Raw genomic sequence first — 17430 nt, forward strand, 5'->3', positions numbered from 1 at the left:
GACATCAGCGAGTAAAGCGCAATCAGGCGACGTCGCCTTCCTGCGCCCAAAAAGCTAGTTCCTGAAAACCAGACAGGAGCCACCCTGCTGCCGAACCTGGGTACAGACGGCATCGGCCTCTTCCCGCGTCTGGCGGCCTATGCGCGCCGCATACCGAATCCGGCGGCCGAAATCGGCATTGCGCTGGCGTACGATCAGAGGCTTTTCAGCATTCAGCGGTGACGGCAATCTTCTGATATTCGCTGCAAAGATCCGTCGGGCCACATCGGGCTGGAAATGCTCCGCCAACTGAGCGCCCCAGGGCGCCCAGGGGCGCTCCTGCTCCAAGGCGACGGGCTTCAGACGCCGGCTCTCGGCGAGCGCAACACAGGACTCGATGAAGGGCTTGCCCTTGTCGAGCACGGGGGCGGCCGAACTGGGCGGATCATCCCGCCATTCCTCGACACTGTGGGCGGTGATCGCCGTCACGTAATTGCGCGTCTCATAGGGAAGCCCGCCGGAGTTCAGGAAGTTGGCGAGGCCGCCCTCACCGGCATTGTAGGCAGCTGCCGCGAGCCCCAAATTGCCGAAACGGTTGCGCAATTCATCGAGATAGGTCGCCGCCTTGCCAAGCGCTTCGAGCGCATCGTAGCTGTCGCGAACGCCGCGCAGCCTTGCCGTCCCCGGCATGAATTGCGCAATCCCGCGGGCGCCTTTCGGGCTTACGGCATCGGAACGAAACAGACTTTCGCGCCAGACCAACCGCGCCAGATAATCCGGCGGCAAATGGTTGGCACCGGCGAAGTATTCGATGGCGATGCACAGATCGCGATTATAACTATCCTTGCGCAGACAAAGCGTCTCGCCCGTCTCTGTCGTCATCGGTCCGGAGACGCAAACCGGTGGTGCGACACTCCATTCCGGTTGCGCTCTCGCCGGACTGAAGGTCGCAACAGCGATACCGCATGCGATCGTAGAGGCGACGATAACGCGGAAAAAACCTGTCCGATGCTGCCTGCCTGCCATCCCAGCGATATCCGTCCGAGACCAACCGATTGCAAATTCGTGGCATGTTCATAGCATCGATGGGCGACGGCGAAAACAGCGGCGGCGTCCGCCCCCTCGCAGAAACCCTCTATCCGGCGAGGCGTCCGCCGCGCATCGGCGCCGGTGCCCCGGTCGTTCCAGGGAAGCTGATCGGCAAGCCTCGCAGCACGCGAACCGCCAGAAATGCGAAGCATTCCGCTTCGACGGCATCGCCACGCCAGCCCAGAGTTTCAGCAAAAATAGGCTCGACGCCGGCCCGGCTTTGCAGCATCGCCATGATCGTCGGATTGTGGCGGCCGCCCCCACTGACGACGACCTTCTTCGGCCGGCGCGGCAAGAGATCGAGCGCCTTGCCGACCGCACCTGCCGTGAAGGCGGAGAGCGTTGCAGCACCGTCTTCCGGGCTAAGGCCATCGGCCATCGAAGCACCAAAATCGAAGCGGTCCAGTGACTTCGGATAGGGGGCCGTGAGATAGGGGTGCTGCAAGAGCCGCTCGAGCCGAGCCTCGTCGACCGTACCGGCGCGGCCAAGTGCACCATCGCGGTCCATCTCGCCGAGGCCATGAGACTTGATGAAATCGTTGAGCGGCGCATTGGCGGGGCCGGTGTCGAAGGCGATGAACGTGTCTTCGCCATCCCACCATGTGATGTTGGCAACGCCGCCGAGATTGAGGATGGCGGTTTCGCCGGCCGCACCCGCGCCACGCAGCAACGCAGTATGATAGGCAGCGGCAAGGGGCGCCCCTTGCCCGCCGGCGCGCATGTCCGCCGAGCGAAAGTCATAGGCAACCTTGGTGCCGAGGATGGAGTGCATCAGCTCTCCGTCGCCGAGCTGACGTGTCTGTCCCAGCCGATCCTTCTGCGGCGCCCGATGCAGCACGGTTTGTCCATGGAAGCCGACGATGCCGATGTCGGCCATCGTCATCCCCTTGCTTTCCACCAGTTCTCTGACTGCCTCGGACTGGGCTCTCGTCAGGGCCTCTTCCGCTTCCTTGAAGATCGCCGGCTCCGGGCCTTCGAAATTCCAGCTCCGGGCCTGGCGTAGCGTCTCTTCCAATAGCGTCCTGATCCAACCGGGATAAGGAGCCAGAACATAGGGGCCGAACTCCTCGATCCGCTCGCCATCCGTCTTCAGCATGGCGACATCGATATTGCCGTCGAGGACGGTTCCGGTCATCAGACCGACTGCCCAGATTGGTTCCATGGTCAGCTCCTATGCTGCGTTGACGAGATCGCTGACGGTCTGGCGAAGAGTCAGGATACCGCTGTCGAAATGGCGTGTCGGATGAATACGGTTGGTGAGCAGGGTCCAGGCCTTGCCCTTGTCGAAATCGATCCAGAGAGCCGTACCGGTAAACCCGGTATGACCGATGGTTGCGGGCGAGCACAGAGAACCGCCATGCCAACCCTCAAAAGGCCGCTCCCAGCCATGCGTCCGTGTCGCCGAAAGCGGTGTCCGCATCAGCGCGATCGATGGCGCCGATGCGCCACTGCCATCAAGCAGCCCCTTGGCGAAATCGAGGACAGCGCCTGCAGTGCCGAACAAACCTGCATGACCGGCGCCTTGCAATGCCGAGCAATTATCGTCATGAACCTCACCCGACAGGATGCGGTGGCGCCAGGTGCAATCTTCCGTCGCCGCCGCCTGATCGGGTGCAGCGGAGAAAGCAAAACCCGGTCCCGGATCCATGGCGCGGATCGTCTTTCCCGTCAGGCGCTCGAGCGCAAACCCCAGCAGAATGAAGTTGATGTCGGAATAGACGGGCGGCCCGGCCCGCCACTCACGCTGCAGGATGAAGGCGCGCAGAAGTTCGGGATCGCGGCCATAGGTGTAGATCGGTTCGACCGCCGGAAATGGTGTCTGATGGCCGAGGCATTGGCGGAAGGTCACCTTTCGCTCCCAAGCCTCGGCGCTGTATTGACGCAGGTCCGGGAGAAGCGTCGTCAAGGGTGCGTCGAGATCGATGGTGCCGGCCTCCGCCAGCGCAAGGATGCGCGGCGTGGTGAAAATCACCTTGGTGAGAGAGGCAAGATCGAACCATGTGTCGGTCAGCATCGGCCTGATGCTCGGGATCTTCTGTGCCGAACCGATGGCACGCACCAGCCGGTTGCCGTCGAGATCGACCATGCCGAGGACGCCGCCTGGAATGCGGGCCGACGCGACCGCCTGCTCGACCGGTATAAAGGCCCGATCGAACCGTTCTTCAAATTGCATATGCCCCCCAGCCATATCCTACTCCTCGCCGGTTGCTCAGGCTTCCGTCAGAGCCATGTGATCCGGCGCGAATTGGCGCCATTCCGGCGCTGCCGGTTCAAAGCCGATCGGCCGCACGAGCGACGGAACCTGACGCGTATCGAGCGTGAAATTTTCCTTTCGGCGCGCAACCGTCGGCACTGCCGAAATCAGCCGCCTGGTATAGGAATGCTTGGGCTCAGACAAGATCGAAGCGGCATCGCCGATCTCCACAATCTGTCCCGCATAGATCACGGCGATGCGGTGTGCGATGCGCTCCACGACGGCCATGTCGTGCGAGATGAACAGATAGGCGAGCCCATATTCGCGCTGAAGTTCGACCAGCAATTCCAGAACCTGCGCCTGAACGGAAACGTCGAGCGCCGATACCGCTTCGTCAAGAACAAGTACGGAGGGGTTCAGCATCAAAGCCCGGGCAATGCACAATCTCTGTCGCTGGCCGCCTGAAAACTCGTGCGGATAGCGTTCAAGGGCATTTTCCGGCAGGCCCACGCGCTTCAAAAGCATGGACATCCGCTCCCGCGTTTCGGCGGATATGCGGCCACCTGCAGCGATCACAGGCTCGGCAAGGATATTGTCGACGCGCAGCCTCGGATTAAGCGAGGCATAGGGGTTCTGGAAAACCATCTGCACGGCACTGGTTCGATCGGCGGCTTTGCCGGCATTGGTCGTGAAGGTGCCGCGGGTCGACTTGACCAGCCCGAGGATCGCCCGTGCGGTGGTCGACTTGCCCGAGCCGCTCTCGCCGACGATGGCCAGCGTTTCGCCGGGCATCAGGTCGAAGCCGACGCCTTCGACAGCGTGAACGGCACCGGTCGAGCGGCGCAGGAAGCTGCCTGCCACCGGAAAACGAACCGTCAAACCATCCACCTTCAACGCCGGTTTGTCCTGCGTCCCGGCACGCTGGAAGTCCGTGCGTGCTGCCTGTCCGGCTGCGAAATGCGGGACGGAATGCAAAAGATGCTGGGTATAGGGGTGCGCGGGATGATCGAGGATCTGATTGAGTTCGCCCTGTTCGACTGCCTGGCCCGCCTGCATGACCATCACCTTGTCGGCGATACCGGCAACCAGACCGATATCATGCGTGATGAAGATCATCGACATGCCGGTCTCGCGCTTAAGCTCGGCAAGCAAGGCCATGATCTGGGCCTGGACGGTGACATCGAGCGCGGTCGTCGGCTCGTCGGCGATCAGCAGGCGCGGATTGCAAGCCAGCGCGGTCGCAATCATCACGCGCTGGAGCATGCCGCCGGAAAGCTGGTTCGGGCAATAGGTCAGACGACGGGCGGCATCAGGAATACGGACGCGATCCAGGGCATCCTTGGCAGCAGCCCTCGCCTGTTTGCCGGTCAGACCGCGATGCAGTCTAAACGATTCCTCGATTTGCGTGCCGATCGTCAAAACCGGATTGAGGGAGGTCATCGGCTCCTGGAAGATCATGCCGATCTCGGCGCCGCGGATTTTCGTCAGCTCCCTCTCACTAGCCTTGGTAAGATCCAGAACGCTGTTGTCGGCCCGCGTGAGGCGGATCGACCCGCCGATGATGCGGCCACCGCCAAAATCGACAAGCCGATTGATCGACAGCGCGGTCACCGATTTGCCGGAGCCGCTTTCGCCGACGATTGCCAGCGTCTCGCCGGCATCAAGATCGAAGCTGACACCTTTGACGATGGGATTGGCTTCGGGGTTGCGTCCGAAGCCGACACGAAGGTCGGAAACCGAGAGAAGCGGCGTCATACCGTAGACCTCCGCATCTTCGGATCGAGAATATCGCGCAAGGCATCACCGAGCAGGTTGAAGCCAAGAATGGAGATCATGATGGTCACGCCGGGGAAAATCAGCAGCCAGGGCGCCGTTTCCATGAGATTGCGGCTGTCGCTCAACATCAGGCCAAGCGAGGAGGCCGGCGGCTGCGTTCCCAAACCAAGGAAGCTTAAGCCCGCCTCCGTCAGCAGCGACCAGGCAAGGGCAAGCGTCACCTGCACCGTCAAGGGCGCGACGAGATTGAGCAGGAGATGCCGTGTCAGGATATACGAGCGGCTGCTGCCGAAGGTGCGCGCAGCATCGACGAAATCCCGCCCCTTCAGCGAAAGGGCCGGGCCGCGCACAACGCGGGTGAAGATCGGCGTATAGACGATCGCGATCGCGGCGACGCTGGTCCAGGTCCCCGGCCCGACAATGGCGATGATCAACAGCGCAAGCAGAATGGCCGGAAAAGCCAGAAGCACGTCCATCGTGCGCATGATCACGCCGTCCCAGCGCTTACCCGACCAAGCGGCGGTCAAGCCGAGCACGGTGCCGATCAAGGTCGCAGCAGCGACGGAGAAGAAGGCGACGATGAAGGATTCGCCGATACCCTTCATCAGGCGGCTGGCCACATCGCGGCCGAAGAGATCGGTGCCCATCCAATAGGTGAGGCTCGGGGCATGCAGCCGGTCGATGCGGTTCTGCATCAGGGGATCATGCGGGGTCACGCCCAGGGTGCCAAGAATGGCAAGCAGGATATAGATGAGGACAATGATGCCGCCGATCCGGCCGCTCATATGCCCGAAGATGGCTTTGACGATCCGCATCAGCCTTCTCCCAGGCGGACCCGCGGGTCGAGCGCGACATAGGTGAGATCGACAAGCAGGTTTACGATCATGAAATTGAAGGCGATGAACAGCACGCTGCCCTGCACCAATGCATAATCTCGCTGCAGAATGGCATCGAGCACCATGCGTCCAAGTCCTGGCAAGGCATAGATCTGCTCGACCAGCACGGCGCCGCCGAGCAGATAGCCAAATTCCACGCCGCTCAGCGTCACCACAGGGATCAGCGCATTCGGCAGGGCATGCCGCCAGATGACACCCCGCGCCGGCACGCCTCGGCTTCGGGCCGTGCGAACGTAGTCATCACTCAAGACATCCAGCATGGCGGATCGCACGACGCGGGTCACGGAGGCGGCAAAGGCGAAGCCCAACGTGATTGCCGGCAGGATCATCTGACCGAGATTTTCGACTGGATTCTGCCAGATGGGCGTGAAGGCGCCCATGGTCGGCAATACACCGAAACCGGCGGACAAAGCATAGATCAGCAGCAGGCCGAGAACGAAATTCGGCGTCGACTGCCCGATCATCGCAACGATGCGCACGGCAAGATCAGAGGGCTTCTCATTGCGCGTGGCTGCAAAGACACCAGCGGGCAAGCCGACCGCAAGCGCAATCACCATCGAAAGCAATGCCAGTTCGAGCGTCAGCGGAAAGCGCTCCAGGATCATGTCGAGAACCGGCTTGCCGTAGGTGACTGATATGCCAAGATTGCCCTGAAACACGCCGAGCAACCAATGCCAGTATTGGATGGGCCAGGACTGGTCGATGCCGAAATAGGCGGCGAGGGCCTCCCGCTGTTCCGGCGTCAGCAGGCCTGCATTGGTTCCGAGCATCGCCGTGATCGCATCGCCCGGCACCAGCCGGATGGCGACGAAGACGAAGATGGACACGCCCAGCATGATCAGCGGGAATGTCATCAGCCGGCGCGTCAGGTATGCCATTGCAATTCCTCTAGAGCAATTCCAGCAGACATGCGAAGCCGCTTTACTGAGGGAACTGCATGAAAACAAGGAGATAGGGCATTCCCGCCATTCCGTTCGAAACGGAAATGCCCCAGGTCTCGGCAGTCTTTACTTGATCGAGACTTTGCTCAAACCGAACAGCGAACCGGTCGGCGTCGGCACAAAGCCTTCGACATTCTTCTGCTCGGCCGTGTAGCCATAGGCCGTGTAGAGCCAGATCCAGGGCGAGACCTCGGCAATGTGCTTTTCGAACTCGGCGAAGATTTCCTTGCGCTTGGCCGGATCGGTTTCGACGCGGCCTTTCTGCATCAGGCTGTCGAGCGTGTCGTCGATATAGTTGGCGACCTTTTGAAGATTACCCGTCTTCGTCCAATAGCGATTGTACATCGAATAGGGATCGGCACTGCCGCCGTTCAGCGCAACCGCCATGTCGAAATTACCCTTGAGCCAGGTGTCGACATAGACGTTGAGTTCCATCACCTTGATATCGAGCTTGATGCCGATTTCGGCAAGCTGCGACTGGATGACCTGCGCTTCGGCCGTTGCGGTCGGCGGTTCGCCGGTGGCGGCGATCACGGTCGCGGTAAAGCCATTGGCAAGGCCGGCATCGGCCATCAGCTTTTTAGCCTTGGCCACATCGCGCGTATAACAGAAGAGTTTGCTGGGATCGGTCGCATAAAGTGGCATGGTCAGCGGCCCGGTCACCTTGCCTTCGCCAAGCGCCGCGGTATCCATTACGTCCTTGCGATCGATGGCGCAGGAAATAGCTTGACGCACGGCCAGCTGATCCATCGGCTTGCGCGACGGATTGAGCTGCAGAACGTTATAAGACAGCACCGGCGTGCGAGTCAGCTGCAGCTTCGGCTCCTTCGGTACCAAGGTCGCCACGAGCGGATCGTTCAGCAGCGCAAAATCGGTCTGGCCGGTGCGCAGCGATGCAAGGATCGCGGTTTCATCGGGCAATACGCTGATGTTGATGCCGTCGACGCCGATGGCGCCCCCGGCCCAGTCCTTATTGGCGCTCAGAACTTCCTTGGAATTCGGAACCCAGCTGTCGAGCTTGAAGGGGCCGGAGCCGATCGCCTTCGTGCCGATGGTGCCAGCGGCAATCTCGCTTGCCGGGACGACGGCGGCATTGAGGCTCGTCATTGCGGTCAGCAGGGGAACGTCGGGCTGCGACAGATTGAAGACAACTGTGTTGGCGTCGGGCGTGTCTATGCTTGCGATCGAGAGGAAATTGGCGCGGGCGACGGCGCCGGTCGCCTGGTCGAGAATGCGCTGGAAAGAGGCCTTCACGTCGGCAGAGGTGACGGGCGCGCCGTTCTGGAACTTGGCCTTGGCATTGAGCTTGAAGGTCAACTGCTTGCCATCAGGCGAAAACTGCCAGCTCTCGGCAATGCCGGACACGATCTGCAGATTGCCATCGAGGCGAACGAGCGGCTCGTAGATCAGCTCCAGCAAACGGATGGAGGAGAAGGCGGTCTGCTTATGCGGATCAAGTCCGGTCGCATCCTGCGACCATGCCATGCGCAACGTTGCAGCCTGCGCCGGAATTGCGACGGCTGCCATCGCAACACCTGCTGCCAGTACCGCCCCCGAAATCAGCTTCCTTGCAAAATACGCCTTCATTCCTATCCCTCCGACTTTTCTTCAAATGTCCCCGGCCGATTTTGGCCAATTGATTGCTATCGCGGCGCAGCGCGATGTCCTTTTAAGCACTCTTCGCGTTGATGGCCTTGCGCAGGAATCCATCAGCGTTTTGCAATGCCACGCGGGCTTCTTCAATGCCCATTCCGGTTATTTCCATGAGAATGGCGAGCTTCACGTCATTGTCAGTCAGATCGAGGACGCGCCGCGCTTCCTGCTGCGAGCAACCGGTCGCCTGCATGACGATACGCGAGGCGCGCGCCACCAGCTTCTTGTTGCTGGCGCTGACATCGACCATCAGATTTTGATAGCTCTTGCCGATGCGGATCATGCTCGCCGTCGTCAGCATATTGAGGATGAGCTTTTGCGCCGTGCCGGACTTCAGGCGGGTCGAGCCGGTGAGGATCTCGGGACCGACAACAGGCGAGACCGCCAGATCGGCAATACCGGCAATGATGGAATTGGGATTGCAGGACAACGCGACCGTAAAGGCTCCGAGGCTCTTGGCATAGTTCAGCGCGCCGATGACATAGGGGGTGCGTCCGCTAACAGCGATACCGACGACGACATCGTCCTTCGTCAGCTTGACGTCCTCCAGAGCCTGCCGGCCCTGCTCCGGATCGTCTTCCGCACCTTCGATCGAGCGGCGCAGCGCATCGGGACCGCCGGCAATCAGGCCAATCACCATATTCGATGGCACGCTGAAGGTTGGCGGGCACTCGGACGCATCGAGAACGCCAAGGCGACCACTGGTGCCGGCACCTATATAAACCAGCCGGCCGCCCTTCTGGAAGGCCGCAACGATCTGATTGACAGCGGCGGCGATCGCCGGAATGACCTTCTCGACGGCGACAGGCACCGTCTGATCCTCATAATTGATTTCGCGCAGAAGATCCAAGGTCGGCAGCAGATCGATATGCATCGTATTCGGATTGCGGCCTTCGGAAACCAACTGCTCCAGTTCGGATATCAACTTCTGCTCTGTCATGGGCCTGCTCGCGAAAATGCGCTTCGATATCAATAGATCAGGGATGACAAGTCCGGCCGATAGGGCCGCCGGGCCTGTCGCTGCAAAATTCGGCTGTCAACAAAATGGACGACTGAAATCAGCCAAGATGCGAGCGGCCTTTTTTGGCTTCGTTCCGCACCCATTCCCTGTTTACCTTGATTAACATTATGCCCGTTTATTCCATTCGTCAATCTAAAATGGAATAATATATTCCATTTTAGGCGCGCAAATGAATATTTGCATTCCCATCGCTCAATGCTGACAAATCGCTCTTCTGGCGAGGATAATGGCGCCCGAAACGGCATCGCCGTCGATCGGCTTAAGGCTGCGGCGCACATCCGGCGCAAGCCAGGGCTCGAGCGGGCTGGCAAGGCCGCCAAGCAGGCAAACACGCGGCGATCCCTTCTCGAAAAGGGTCCGGATCAAAGTGTCGATATGCCCGGCGGCACTCTGGACGATACGCCGCGCCACCGCATCACCCTGATCGGCGTGGCGCAAGACCATCGGCGCGAAAGTCGCGTAATCCGTCGCTGATGCCCGATCCATCCAGGCAACGGCCTCCATTGGATCATTCTGAAAACGCTGCAGGATCTCGCTCAGCAACGCCGTCTTTTGCTCGCGGCCGTCATGGGCGCGCAGCGCAAGCTGCACCACCTTCAGCCCGAGATAGGCGCCGCTGCCCTCGTCGGAAATCGGAAAGCCGTAGCCGCCGACCCGCAATTGCCGTCCCTCGACAAGACCGAGGCCTATGGATCCGGTCCCGGCAATGACGATTGCTCCGTCACGGCCGGAATGGGCGCCAAGACAGGCACCCTCACCATCACTGACGAAATCGATGCTGGCGAAGGGATGCTCTATCGCCTTGAGGGCCGTGAGGGCTCCCTTGCGGCCAATGCCCGCCAAACCGATGCCCGCATGGATGCGGCCGATATCGGCGACGTCCAGACCCGCCTCTTCGATCGCTGCGTCAAATGCCCTCTTGATGGAAGCCCATGCCTCATCAATACCGAGCCGCGTCGTCGCCGGGCCGGAAAGCCCCTGCCCCAGCACCGTGCCGGCCATATCCTCGATGCGGGCACGGCAGCCCGTGCCTCCGCCATCGACCCCCAGGAAATAAGGGGAACCTTTCGCCGCATCGCTCATGATGTCAGCCGTTCGATATCGGCGCCGCAGAGCCGAAGCTTGCGATCCAGTTGTTCATAGCCGCGATCGAGATGGTAGACACGATTGACGATCGTCTCGCCCTGCGAAACGAGCGCGGCCAGCACCAGTGAAACCGAGGCGCGCAGGTCCGTCGCCATCACCTGCGCCCCCTTAAGGGGGGCTCCGCCCCGCACCAGAGCCGTCGTGCCCTGCAGTGTTATGTTGGCGCCCAGCCGTATCAGCTCCGGCACATGCATGAAGCGATTTTCGAAAACCGTCTCGCGGATCAGCGACGCACCTTCGGCGCAGCAGGCGAGCGCCATGAATTGCGCCTGCAGATCGGTCGGGAAGCCCGGATAGGGCTCTGTGGTAAGATCGGCGCCTTTGAGCGGCCCGTCTCTTGAAACGACAAGGCCACGATCGCTCGGCCACACGCTTACGCCCATGGCTTCCAGCGCCTGCACGACCGAGGCAAGGTTTTCCAGCCGGGCGTGGATCAGCTCAAGCTGACCGCCGGTAATGGCAGCCGCGACCGCATAGGTGCCGGCCTCGATTCGGTCCGGAATACCGTGATGTTTCGCCGGCCGCCAGCGCGTGTCGCCGTCGATCAGGATGCGGTGCGTGCCAGCCCCTTCGATCCGCGCGCCCATGGCGCTGAGGCAGGCTGCGAGATCTGCGACTTCAGGCTCGCGCGCTGCGTTCAGGATCTCTGTTTCGCCGCTTGCAGCACAAGCCGCCATCATCGTCGTTTCGGTCGCACCTACCGACGGCGAACTCAGCACGATGCGGGCGCCCTTCAGGCCCTTTGGAGCGGATGCGACGATCAGCCCGTTTTCGATCGCAATTTCGGCGCCGAGGGTCGCTAGCGCCTTGATATGCATGTCTACAGGGCGGGCGCCGATGGCGCAGCCGCCGGGCAGCGAAACGCGCGCATGACCGAAGCGAGCAAGCAGGGGAGCCAGCACGAGGACGGTCGCCCGCATGCGGCGAACGGTATCGTAAGAGGTCTCCTTGGAGATGATGGCGCTCGGATCGATCGTGGTCGAATGCGCGGTGCGCGCAATCTTCGCCCCATGAAGAGCGATGACTTCAAGCATGTTCTCAACATCGCTCACGACGGGCAGGTTGGTCAATTCCAACGAATGCGGGCTCAAAAGCGCAGCCGCAATCTGCGGCAGAGCGGCATTCTTGGCGCCAGAAATCGTCACGGCTCCTTGCAACCTTTTGCCGCCGGAGATGCGAAGTCTATCCATGATCAGAAACCCGTTGAGGAGAGGTGAAGCAAGTCCCGTAGACCTCGCCATCTGCTTCCTACCGAAGACTATTCGATCATTCCACCCTGTCAACGGCATTTGGAATTTTTTATTCCAATTCTCTGTGATAGGCTTAGAGCATCGGCCCGAAAATCTGACAGGATTTTCGGAATGCCTGATGCGTCGGATAGGAGAGGTAGAGCGACCTTTGTGCTTCCGAAAGGAAGCTCGGCGCTCTAGCATCGTCCGAGGCAAGGTTGCCCAGCTTCGCCCGAATGCTATTTTCGATATGCTCGTGATGATGAATCGGCCACGGTGGCTCAAAGGCACGCCCAAAGGACCCAATGTCTATCTTGAAGAAAATCAGCGCGCAGCTCGAAGCCATGGCGCCGGCCGACCGCCAGATCGGACAGTTCATCGTCGAAAATCCAGACCAGATGCTGCGCCTCTCATCGGCGGCGCTCGCAGTGGAAACCGGGCGCAGCCAGTCGAGCGTCGTGAAGTTCAGTCAGAAGCTCGGCTATGCCGGCTATCAGGAACTGAAGCTTGCTGTCAGTGAGGCGAAAGCTCAGGAGTGGCCTGCGCCTGCGGGCATGATCCACGGCACGATCGAAGTCGGCGACGGCTATCTGACCATTCTGCAGAAGCTGCTAAGCAGCAAGCTTCAGGCCATGCAACAAACCATTTCGGTCAATAACGAAGGCGATATCGACAAGGCGTTGGAGGCTCTTCACGACGCAAGGCGCATCCATCTGGCCGGTGTCGGCGCCTCCTCGCTGGTGGCCCGCGATTTTTCCTACAAACTGATGAAACTCGGCCGCAATGTCCTGCATGATAGCGACAGCCACGTGCAAATGGCGAACGCATCGACGCTTGGCCCCGACGACCTGCTCTTTGCCCTTTCCTATTCCGGCGCCAGCATCGAGACGCTGCGGATCGCGGAGCTGGCAAGCCAACGCAAGGCAACGGTCATTGCCGTCACCGGCCTGCAGGACAACCCCCTCGCCCGCGTTGCCGATATCTGCCTTCACACCGTCGGCGATGAAGATCGCGTCCGCTCTTCGGCGATCACCGCGCGCGATGCGCAACTGATGCTGACCGATCTGCTGTTCATTCTACTGGTACAGCGCCAGCCCGACGCCAACGACTATGTTCACAATAGTGAGACGGCCGTTTCGGTGCTGAAAGCCAAGCGGCTTTCTTAGAGCAGGCGAAAGACGATATTGCCTGGTAAACAAGCTGTGACGGCTTCACATCTGTACGGCAAGGATTTCGGCCCGTAGCTTGCGAGCCTTTCGCAATGCAAACGGAGACATGTCATGGACCTTGGCCTCAAGGATAAAGTCGTTCTGATCACGGGCGGCTCGAAGGGCATCGGCTTTGCCTGCGCCGAGCTCTTTCTGCAGGAGGGTGCACGGGTCGCAATCTGCTCGCGCTCGCAAGCCAATGTCGATGCGGCACTTGTGAAGCTCCCTGGCGCGCACGGTTATATCGCCGACCTGATATCCGATGAACAGGCGCTTGCGGTGGTGAATAAGGTCGAGGCGGACATCGGTCCGATCGATATTCTCGTCAACAGCGCCGGTGCGGCGGCGCGCACGCCGGCCGATGAACTGACCCCGGCCATCTGGCGAGCGGCGATGGATGCGAAGTATTTTTCCTACATCAACGTAGTTGATCCCGTCATCAAGCGCATGGGCGCGCGCGGTTCGGGCGCGGTGATCAACATCATCGGCAATGGCGGCAAGATCGCCTCCCCCGTGCATCTCGCAGGCGGATCGGCCAATGCTGCCCTGATGCTCGCCAGCGTCGGGCTTGCCAATGCCTATGCCAGCCGCGGCGTCCGCGTTGTCGGTCTAAATCCCGGCATGACCGAAACGGATCGCGTCGCCGAAGGCTTGAAGGCAGCAGCGAAGGTTGCCGGCTCGACTGAAGAGGAAGCCCTGGCCGATGCCCTGAAACGTATCCCGATCGGCAGGATGGCCGATCCCACAGACATTGCCAATGTCGTCGCGTTCCTGAGTTCGGACAAGGCAGGCTATGTCACCGGCGTCGTGATCAGCATGGACGGCGCGCAGGTGCCCGTCATCGTCTGAGTTCAAAGTCGGCGGCTTCAGGCCGCCGACTTCCAATCCAGTCCGATATCGAGCGTGGGTGCACTATGCGTCAGCCAGCCGGCGGATATGAGATCGACACCCGCTCTAGCGATCGCAACGGCGGTTTCCGGCGTGATGCGACCCGACGCTTCGGTGATCGCCCGCCCGCCGACGATATCGACCGCCTCCCGCAATTGATCCGGCGTCATATTGTCGAGCAATACGGCATCGACGCCTTCGTGCATCGCTTCGCGAAGCTGCTCCAGCGTATCCACTTCAACTTCGATCTTGACCATATGCCCGACTCCCGCCTTGGCGCGGTGGATGGCTTCGGCAATGCCGCCGGCGATGGCGACGTGATTGTCCTTGATCAGAACCGCGTCATAGAGCGCGAAGCGATGGTTCATACCGCCACCGGCTCGGACTGCATATTTTTCCAGGGCTCTGAGACCCGGCGTCGTCTTGCGCGTGCAGACGATCGAAGCTTTCGTACCCGCGATGGCCTCGACGATACCGCCGGTCACGGATGCGATGCCGGACAGGTGGCCAAGGAAGTTCAATGCGGTGCGCTCAGCCGTCAGCAAGCCACGCGAAGGTCCTTCGATCGTTGCGATCACATCACCAGGCTTGACTTTCGTCCCATCCGGTAAATGACGGGTCATGACGATGCTGGGATCGACCAGTTGGAAAGCAAGCTCGGACGCATCGAGGCCGGCGACCACGCCCGGTTGGCGCGTCACCATCGCCACACGGGATCGATGTGCAGCAGGGATGACCGCTGTGGTCGTGACGTCACCGGCCAGGCCGAGATCTTCCAACAGCGCATTTCGCACCAGCGGTTCGACGATGAGGCGCGGGAGGGGAGCGAGGGTCATGTCAGGCACTCCTTGCAAGGGAATTGAAGGTCATGGAGGATGCGATATGGAGCGCATCCGGCAGGCTCATGCGGCGGCGCTGCGAATCCGGTAATTTCAAGGGAAAATCCGTGCGCGCATGCGCCCCGCGCGATTCCGTCCGCAGGCTGGCGAAGACGGCGATCAGCAGTGCAACGAGAGCTGGGTCGGCGGCGGGACCATCGCTGTCAACCAGCGGCAACAGCGCTGCAATTGCACCATGAATGGACCCAGCATTGCGCAACACACCGAGATGGCTGGAGACGATCGACCGCACCAGCGATGCATCAGGCGCAGCAGGATTTGCCTCCCCTTGCGGCAGCTTGGTCCGGCTGACATCGAGGCCGGAAATATCTAGTCCCGCGCGGATGCCCATAACCGCAGCTTCGAGCAGCGAGTTGCTGGCCAATCGGTTGGCGCCATGCAGGCCGGTCGATGCTGCCTCACCAACCACCCACAGGCCGGATACGGAGCTGCGGCCCTGCTCATCCGTGGCGACCCCACCCATGTGATAGTGAACGGCCGGACGCACCGGAATGAGATTGCGCGAGGGATCAACGCCGGCTTCGCGGCAAAGCGCATCGATAACTGGAAACCGCCTGGTGAAACTATCGCCAAGAGCCTGGCGGGCGTCGAGATAGACCCGGCCACCGCGGGCGATTTCAGCGCTGATGGCACGGGCGACGACATCACGCGGCGCGAGCTCAGCACCGTCGACACCGGCCATGAAGCGCTCGCTTCTTTCGTTTAAAAGCGTGGCGCCTTCGCCGCGAACGGCCTCGCTGACAAGCGCCAATGGCCACCGCCTGCTGTCAAGCGCCGTCGGATGGAACTGCACGAACTCCATGTCGGCCACAAGGGCGCCGGCTCTCGCGGCAAGCGCGATGCCCTGGCCGAAGTTGCCGGCGGGATTGGTCGTCGCGTCATAAAGGCCGCCTATGCCGCCCGTGGCGAGCACGACGCGAGAAGATGGGAGAATGACTGTCCCCTTGTCGGTCGCGCACAATAGGCCAGCAATGCGCTCGCCGTCGAGCAGCAGGCGTCTTGCCTCATAGCCTTCAAGGATCGTGATCGATGGCGTGCGAACCGCCGCATCCACGAGCGCGCGAACGATAGCCGCTCCCGAACCGTCTCCTTTGGCATGCACGATGCGACGCAACGAGTGGGCCGCTTCAAGCCCCAGGGACAAAGCACCTTCGCTGTCGCGATCGAACGCGACGCCCGCCCGCTCCAGCGCGGCGATGGCAGCCGGTGCTTCCGCGAGGATTCTCGCCGCCACTTTCGCATCGCAAAGACCGTCGCCGGCAGCGAGCGTATCTGCCAGATGCAGCGCGGCACTATCATCCTTGCCGATGCTGGCCGCAATGCCGCCCTGCGCCCAGGCGCTTGAACTTTCCCCACCGAGCGCAGCGCGCGTCACGATAACGGTCGGTTCCGGCGCGAGCGTCAAGGCCGCCATCAATCCTGCAAGACCGCTGCCGACGATGACGACGCGATCTCTCAACCCTTCGAGAATCTCGCTCATATCGCCAACATCCTTTCCACGGCACGGCGTGCGTCGGCCGCGATTGCCGGATCGACGGTGACCTCATGCCGCCCCTCTTCCAGAGCCTTGCGGATGTTGCCGAGTGTGATGCGCTTCATGTGCGGGCAGAGATTGCAGGGCCGGACGAACTCCACATCCGGATGATGGACGGCGACGTTGTCGCTCATCGAACATTCGGTCAAAAGCACGACGCGAGACGGACGCTTCTTGCCGACATAATCAGACATGACGGCCGTCGAGCCTGCGAAATCCGCCGCCTTGACGACCTCGGGCGGGCACTCCGGATGCGCGAGGACTGTTACGCCGGGATAGTTCTCGCGAAGCTGGCGAATATCATCCGCGGTAAAGAGTTCATGAACCTCGCAGTGTCCGTGCCAGGCAATGAGTTCGACATTGGTTTCGCGCGCGACGTTGCGCGCCAGATACTCGTCCGGAAGCATCAGCACCTTCGGCACGCCGAGCGATTCCACCACTTGGCGGGCATTGCCTGATGTGCAGCAGATATCGGATGCAGCCTTCACAGCCGCCGATGTGTTGACGTAGGTGACGACCGGAACGCCCGGATGGGCCTGGCGCAGCAGGGCTATATCTTGCGGCGTGATCGATTCAGCCAGCGAACACCCCGCTTCCAGATCCGGGATCAGAACCGTCTTCGTCGGGTTGAGCAGCTTGGCGGTCTCGGCCATGAAGTGCACACCGGCGAGAACGATGACGTCGGCATCCACTTCGACAGCCTTGCGGGCCAGCGCCAGGCTATCGCCGACGATATCGGCAACACCATGAAAGATTTCCGGCGTCTGGTAGTTATGCGCGAGAATGACGGCGTTGTGTCGTCGCTTCAATTCAAGGATCGCTTCAACGTCATCCTGAAACGTCAGCCATTCGGCTTTGGGAATGACGCGACTGACGCGCTCGTAGAGAGAGGATGCGGATATGGGAAGATTCATGGCCGGCTCCTTATTATGCTCATATTGAGTATATTATGCGCAAATAGATATTCTCAATGTGAG

Annotated in this window: 15 protein-coding genes; 2 read left to right on the top strand and 13 right to left on the bottom strand. The window is 61.0% G+C overall.

Annotated features, from left to right (window positions below; translation table 11 throughout):
* Nucleotides 1-54 precede the first annotated feature (54 nt).
* The 10 genes from ACIQJ2_RS30000 to murA form a co-directional block, all read right to left on the bottom strand.
* A complete protein-coding gene (locus ACIQJ2_RS30000; RefSeq protein ID WP_400673906.1) occupies nt 55-1005 on the bottom strand; it encodes a lytic transglycosylase domain-containing protein in 951 nt (316 codons plus the stop codon).
* Between the two features lie 109 nt (nt 1006-1114).
* The gene (locus ACIQJ2_RS30005) at nt 1115-2230 is read right to left on the bottom strand and encodes an anhydro-N-acetylmuramic acid kinase (protein WP_199151084.1); all 1116 of its coding nucleotides are present in this window, start codon (nt 2228-2230) and stop codon (nt 1115-1117) included.
* 9 nt (nt 2231-2239) lie between these two features.
* Entirely contained in the window at nt 2240-3256 is a 1017-nt protein-coding gene (locus ACIQJ2_RS30010; protein ID WP_400673902.1) for a serine hydrolase domain-containing protein, read from the bottom strand.
* Between the two features lie 21 nt (nt 3257-3277).
* Entirely contained in the window at nt 3278-5017 is a 1740-nt protein-coding gene (locus ACIQJ2_RS30015; RefSeq protein WP_400673900.1) for a dipeptide ABC transporter ATP-binding protein, read from the bottom strand.
* Nucleotides 5014-5853: an ABC transporter permease gene (locus tag ACIQJ2_RS30020; RefSeq protein WP_199151081.1), complete on the bottom strand. Its 840-nt coding sequence runs from the start codon at nt 5851-5853 to the stop codon at nt 5014-5016. Before ACIQJ2_RS30020 ends, ACIQJ2_RS30015 begins: the two co-directional genes overlap by 4 nt.
* The gene (locus ACIQJ2_RS30025; protein WP_400673898.1) at nt 5853-6812 is read right to left on the bottom strand and encodes an ABC transporter permease; all 960 of its coding nucleotides are present in this window, start codon (nt 6810-6812) and stop codon (nt 5853-5855) included. The genes ACIQJ2_RS30020 and ACIQJ2_RS30025 overlap by 1 nt, the downstream gene beginning before the upstream one ends.
* A gap of 129 nt (nt 6813-6941) precedes the next feature.
* A complete protein-coding gene (locus tag ACIQJ2_RS30030; RefSeq protein WP_400673895.1) occupies nt 6942-8462 on the bottom strand; it encodes an ABC transporter substrate-binding protein in 1521 nt (506 codons plus the stop codon).
* Between the two features lie 82 nt (nt 8463-8544).
* The gene (gene murQ, locus ACIQJ2_RS30035; protein ID WP_400673893.1) at nt 8545-9468 is read right to left on the bottom strand and encodes an N-acetylmuramic acid 6-phosphate etherase; all 924 of its coding nucleotides are present in this window, start codon (nt 9466-9468) and stop codon (nt 8545-8547) included.
* Nucleotides 9469-9741: 273 nt separating this feature from the next.
* On the bottom strand, nt 9742-10632 hold the full coding sequence (locus ACIQJ2_RS30040; protein ID WP_400673891.1) for a BadF/BadG/BcrA/BcrD ATPase family protein: 891 nt from the start codon (nt 10630-10632) through the stop codon (nt 9742-9744).
* Nucleotides 10629-11885 (bottom strand): UDP-N-acetylglucosamine 1-carboxyvinyltransferase, encoded by a 1257-nt coding sequence (gene murA, locus ACIQJ2_RS30045; protein WP_400673889.1) that lies wholly within the window; start codon nt 11883-11885, stop codon nt 10629-10631. Before murA ends, ACIQJ2_RS30040 begins: the two co-directional genes overlap by 4 nt.
* Before the next feature lie 344 nt (nt 11886-12229).
* Here murA and ACIQJ2_RS30050 point away from each other — a divergent pair, with 344 nt between their 5' ends.
* Together ACIQJ2_RS30050 and ACIQJ2_RS30055 are read left to right on the top strand one after the other, a co-directional pair.
* Nucleotides 12230-13090 carry a MurR/RpiR family transcriptional regulator gene (locus tag ACIQJ2_RS30050; protein ID WP_199149448.1) on the top strand — a complete coding sequence of 287 codons (861 nt, stop codon included), beginning with the start codon at nt 12230-12232 and terminating at the stop codon, nt 13088-13090.
* Nucleotides 13091-13204: 114 nt separating this feature from the next.
* The gene (locus ACIQJ2_RS30055) at nt 13205-13981 is read left to right on the top strand and encodes an SDR family oxidoreductase (RefSeq protein WP_400673885.1); all 777 of its coding nucleotides are present in this window, start codon (nt 13205-13207) and stop codon (nt 13979-13981) included.
* A 17-nt stretch (nt 13982-13998) separates the two neighbouring features.
* On the opposite strand, the gene nadC is transcribed toward ACIQJ2_RS30055, so the two are convergent.
* The 3 genes from nadC to nadA are packed head-to-tail and all read right to left on the bottom strand — an operon-like array spanning nt 13999 to nt 17367.
* Nucleotides 13999-14856: a carboxylating nicotinate-nucleotide diphosphorylase gene (nadC, locus tag ACIQJ2_RS30060; protein ID WP_400673883.1), complete on the bottom strand. Its 858-nt coding sequence runs from the start codon at nt 14854-14856 to the stop codon at nt 13999-14001.
* 1 nt (nt 14857) lies between these two features.
* The gene (locus ACIQJ2_RS30065) at nt 14858-16399 is read right to left on the bottom strand and encodes an L-aspartate oxidase (protein ID WP_400673880.1); all 1542 of its coding nucleotides are present in this window, start codon (nt 16397-16399) and stop codon (nt 14858-14860) included.
* A complete protein-coding gene (gene nadA, locus ACIQJ2_RS30070) occupies nt 16396-17367 on the bottom strand; it encodes a quinolinate synthase NadA (protein ID WP_400673878.1) in 972 nt (323 codons plus the stop codon). Before nadA ends, ACIQJ2_RS30065 begins: the two co-directional genes overlap by 4 nt.
* Between the last annotated feature and the right edge of the window lie 63 nt (nt 17368-17430).

It is taken from the genome of Rhizobium sp. NPDC092011, assembly GCF_044756305.1.
GTDB lineage: Bacteria > Pseudomonadota > Alphaproteobacteria > Rhizobiales > Rhizobiaceae > Rhizobium.

Excerpts from the sequence above, each read along its gene's own strand:
- ACIQJ2_RS30000 (WP_400673906.1), bottom strand. The coding sequence starts at position 1,005 with ATGGCAGGCAGGCAGCATCGGACAGGTTTTTTCCGCGTTATCGTCGCC.
- ACIQJ2_RS30005 (WP_199151084.1), bottom strand. The coding sequence starts at position 2,230 with ATGGAACCAATCTGGGCAGTCGGTCTGATGACCGGAACCGTCCTCGAC.
- ACIQJ2_RS30010 (WP_400673902.1), bottom strand. The coding sequence starts at position 3,256 with ATGGCTGGGGGGCATATGCAATTTGAAGAACGGTTCGATCGGGCCTTT.
- ACIQJ2_RS30015 (WP_400673900.1), bottom strand. The coding sequence starts at position 5,017 with ATGACGCCGCTTCTCTCGGTTTCCGACCTTCGTGTCGGCTTCGGACGC.
- ACIQJ2_RS30020 (WP_199151081.1), bottom strand. The coding sequence starts at position 5,853 with ATGCGGATCGTCAAAGCCATCTTCGGGCATATGAGCGGCCGGATCGGC.
- ACIQJ2_RS30025 (WP_400673898.1), bottom strand. The coding sequence starts at position 6,812 with ATGGCATACCTGACGCGCCGGCTGATGACATTCCCGCTGATCATGCTG.
- ACIQJ2_RS30030 (WP_400673895.1), bottom strand. The coding sequence starts at position 8,462 with ATGAAGGCGTATTTTGCAAGGAAGCTGATTTCGGGGGCGGTACTGGCA.
- murQ (WP_400673893.1), bottom strand. The coding sequence starts at position 9,468 with ATGACAGAGCAGAAGTTGATATCCGAACTGGAGCAGTTGGTTTCCGAA.
- ACIQJ2_RS30040 (WP_400673891.1), bottom strand. The coding sequence starts at position 10,632 with ATGAGCGATGCGGCGAAAGGTTCCCCTTATTTCCTGGGGGTCGATGGC.
- murA (WP_400673889.1), bottom strand. The coding sequence starts at position 11,885 with ATGGATAGACTTCGCATCTCCGGCGGCAAAAGGTTGCAAGGAGCCGTG.
- ACIQJ2_RS30050 (WP_199149448.1), top strand. The coding sequence starts at position 12,230 with ATGTCTATCTTGAAGAAAATCAGCGCGCAGCTCGAAGCCATGGCGCCG.
- ACIQJ2_RS30055 (WP_400673885.1), top strand. The coding sequence starts at position 13,205 with ATGGACCTTGGCCTCAAGGATAAAGTCGTTCTGATCACGGGCGGCTCG.
- nadC (WP_400673883.1), bottom strand. The coding sequence starts at position 14,856 with ATGACCCTCGCTCCCCTCCCGCGCCTCATCGTCGAACCGCTGGTGCGA.
- ACIQJ2_RS30065 (WP_400673880.1), bottom strand. The coding sequence starts at position 16,399 with ATGAGCGAGATTCTCGAAGGGTTGAGAGATCGCGTCGTCATCGTCGGC.
- nadA (WP_400673878.1), bottom strand. The coding sequence starts at position 17,367 with ATGAATCTTCCCATATCCGCATCCTCTCTCTACGAGCGCGTCAGTCGC.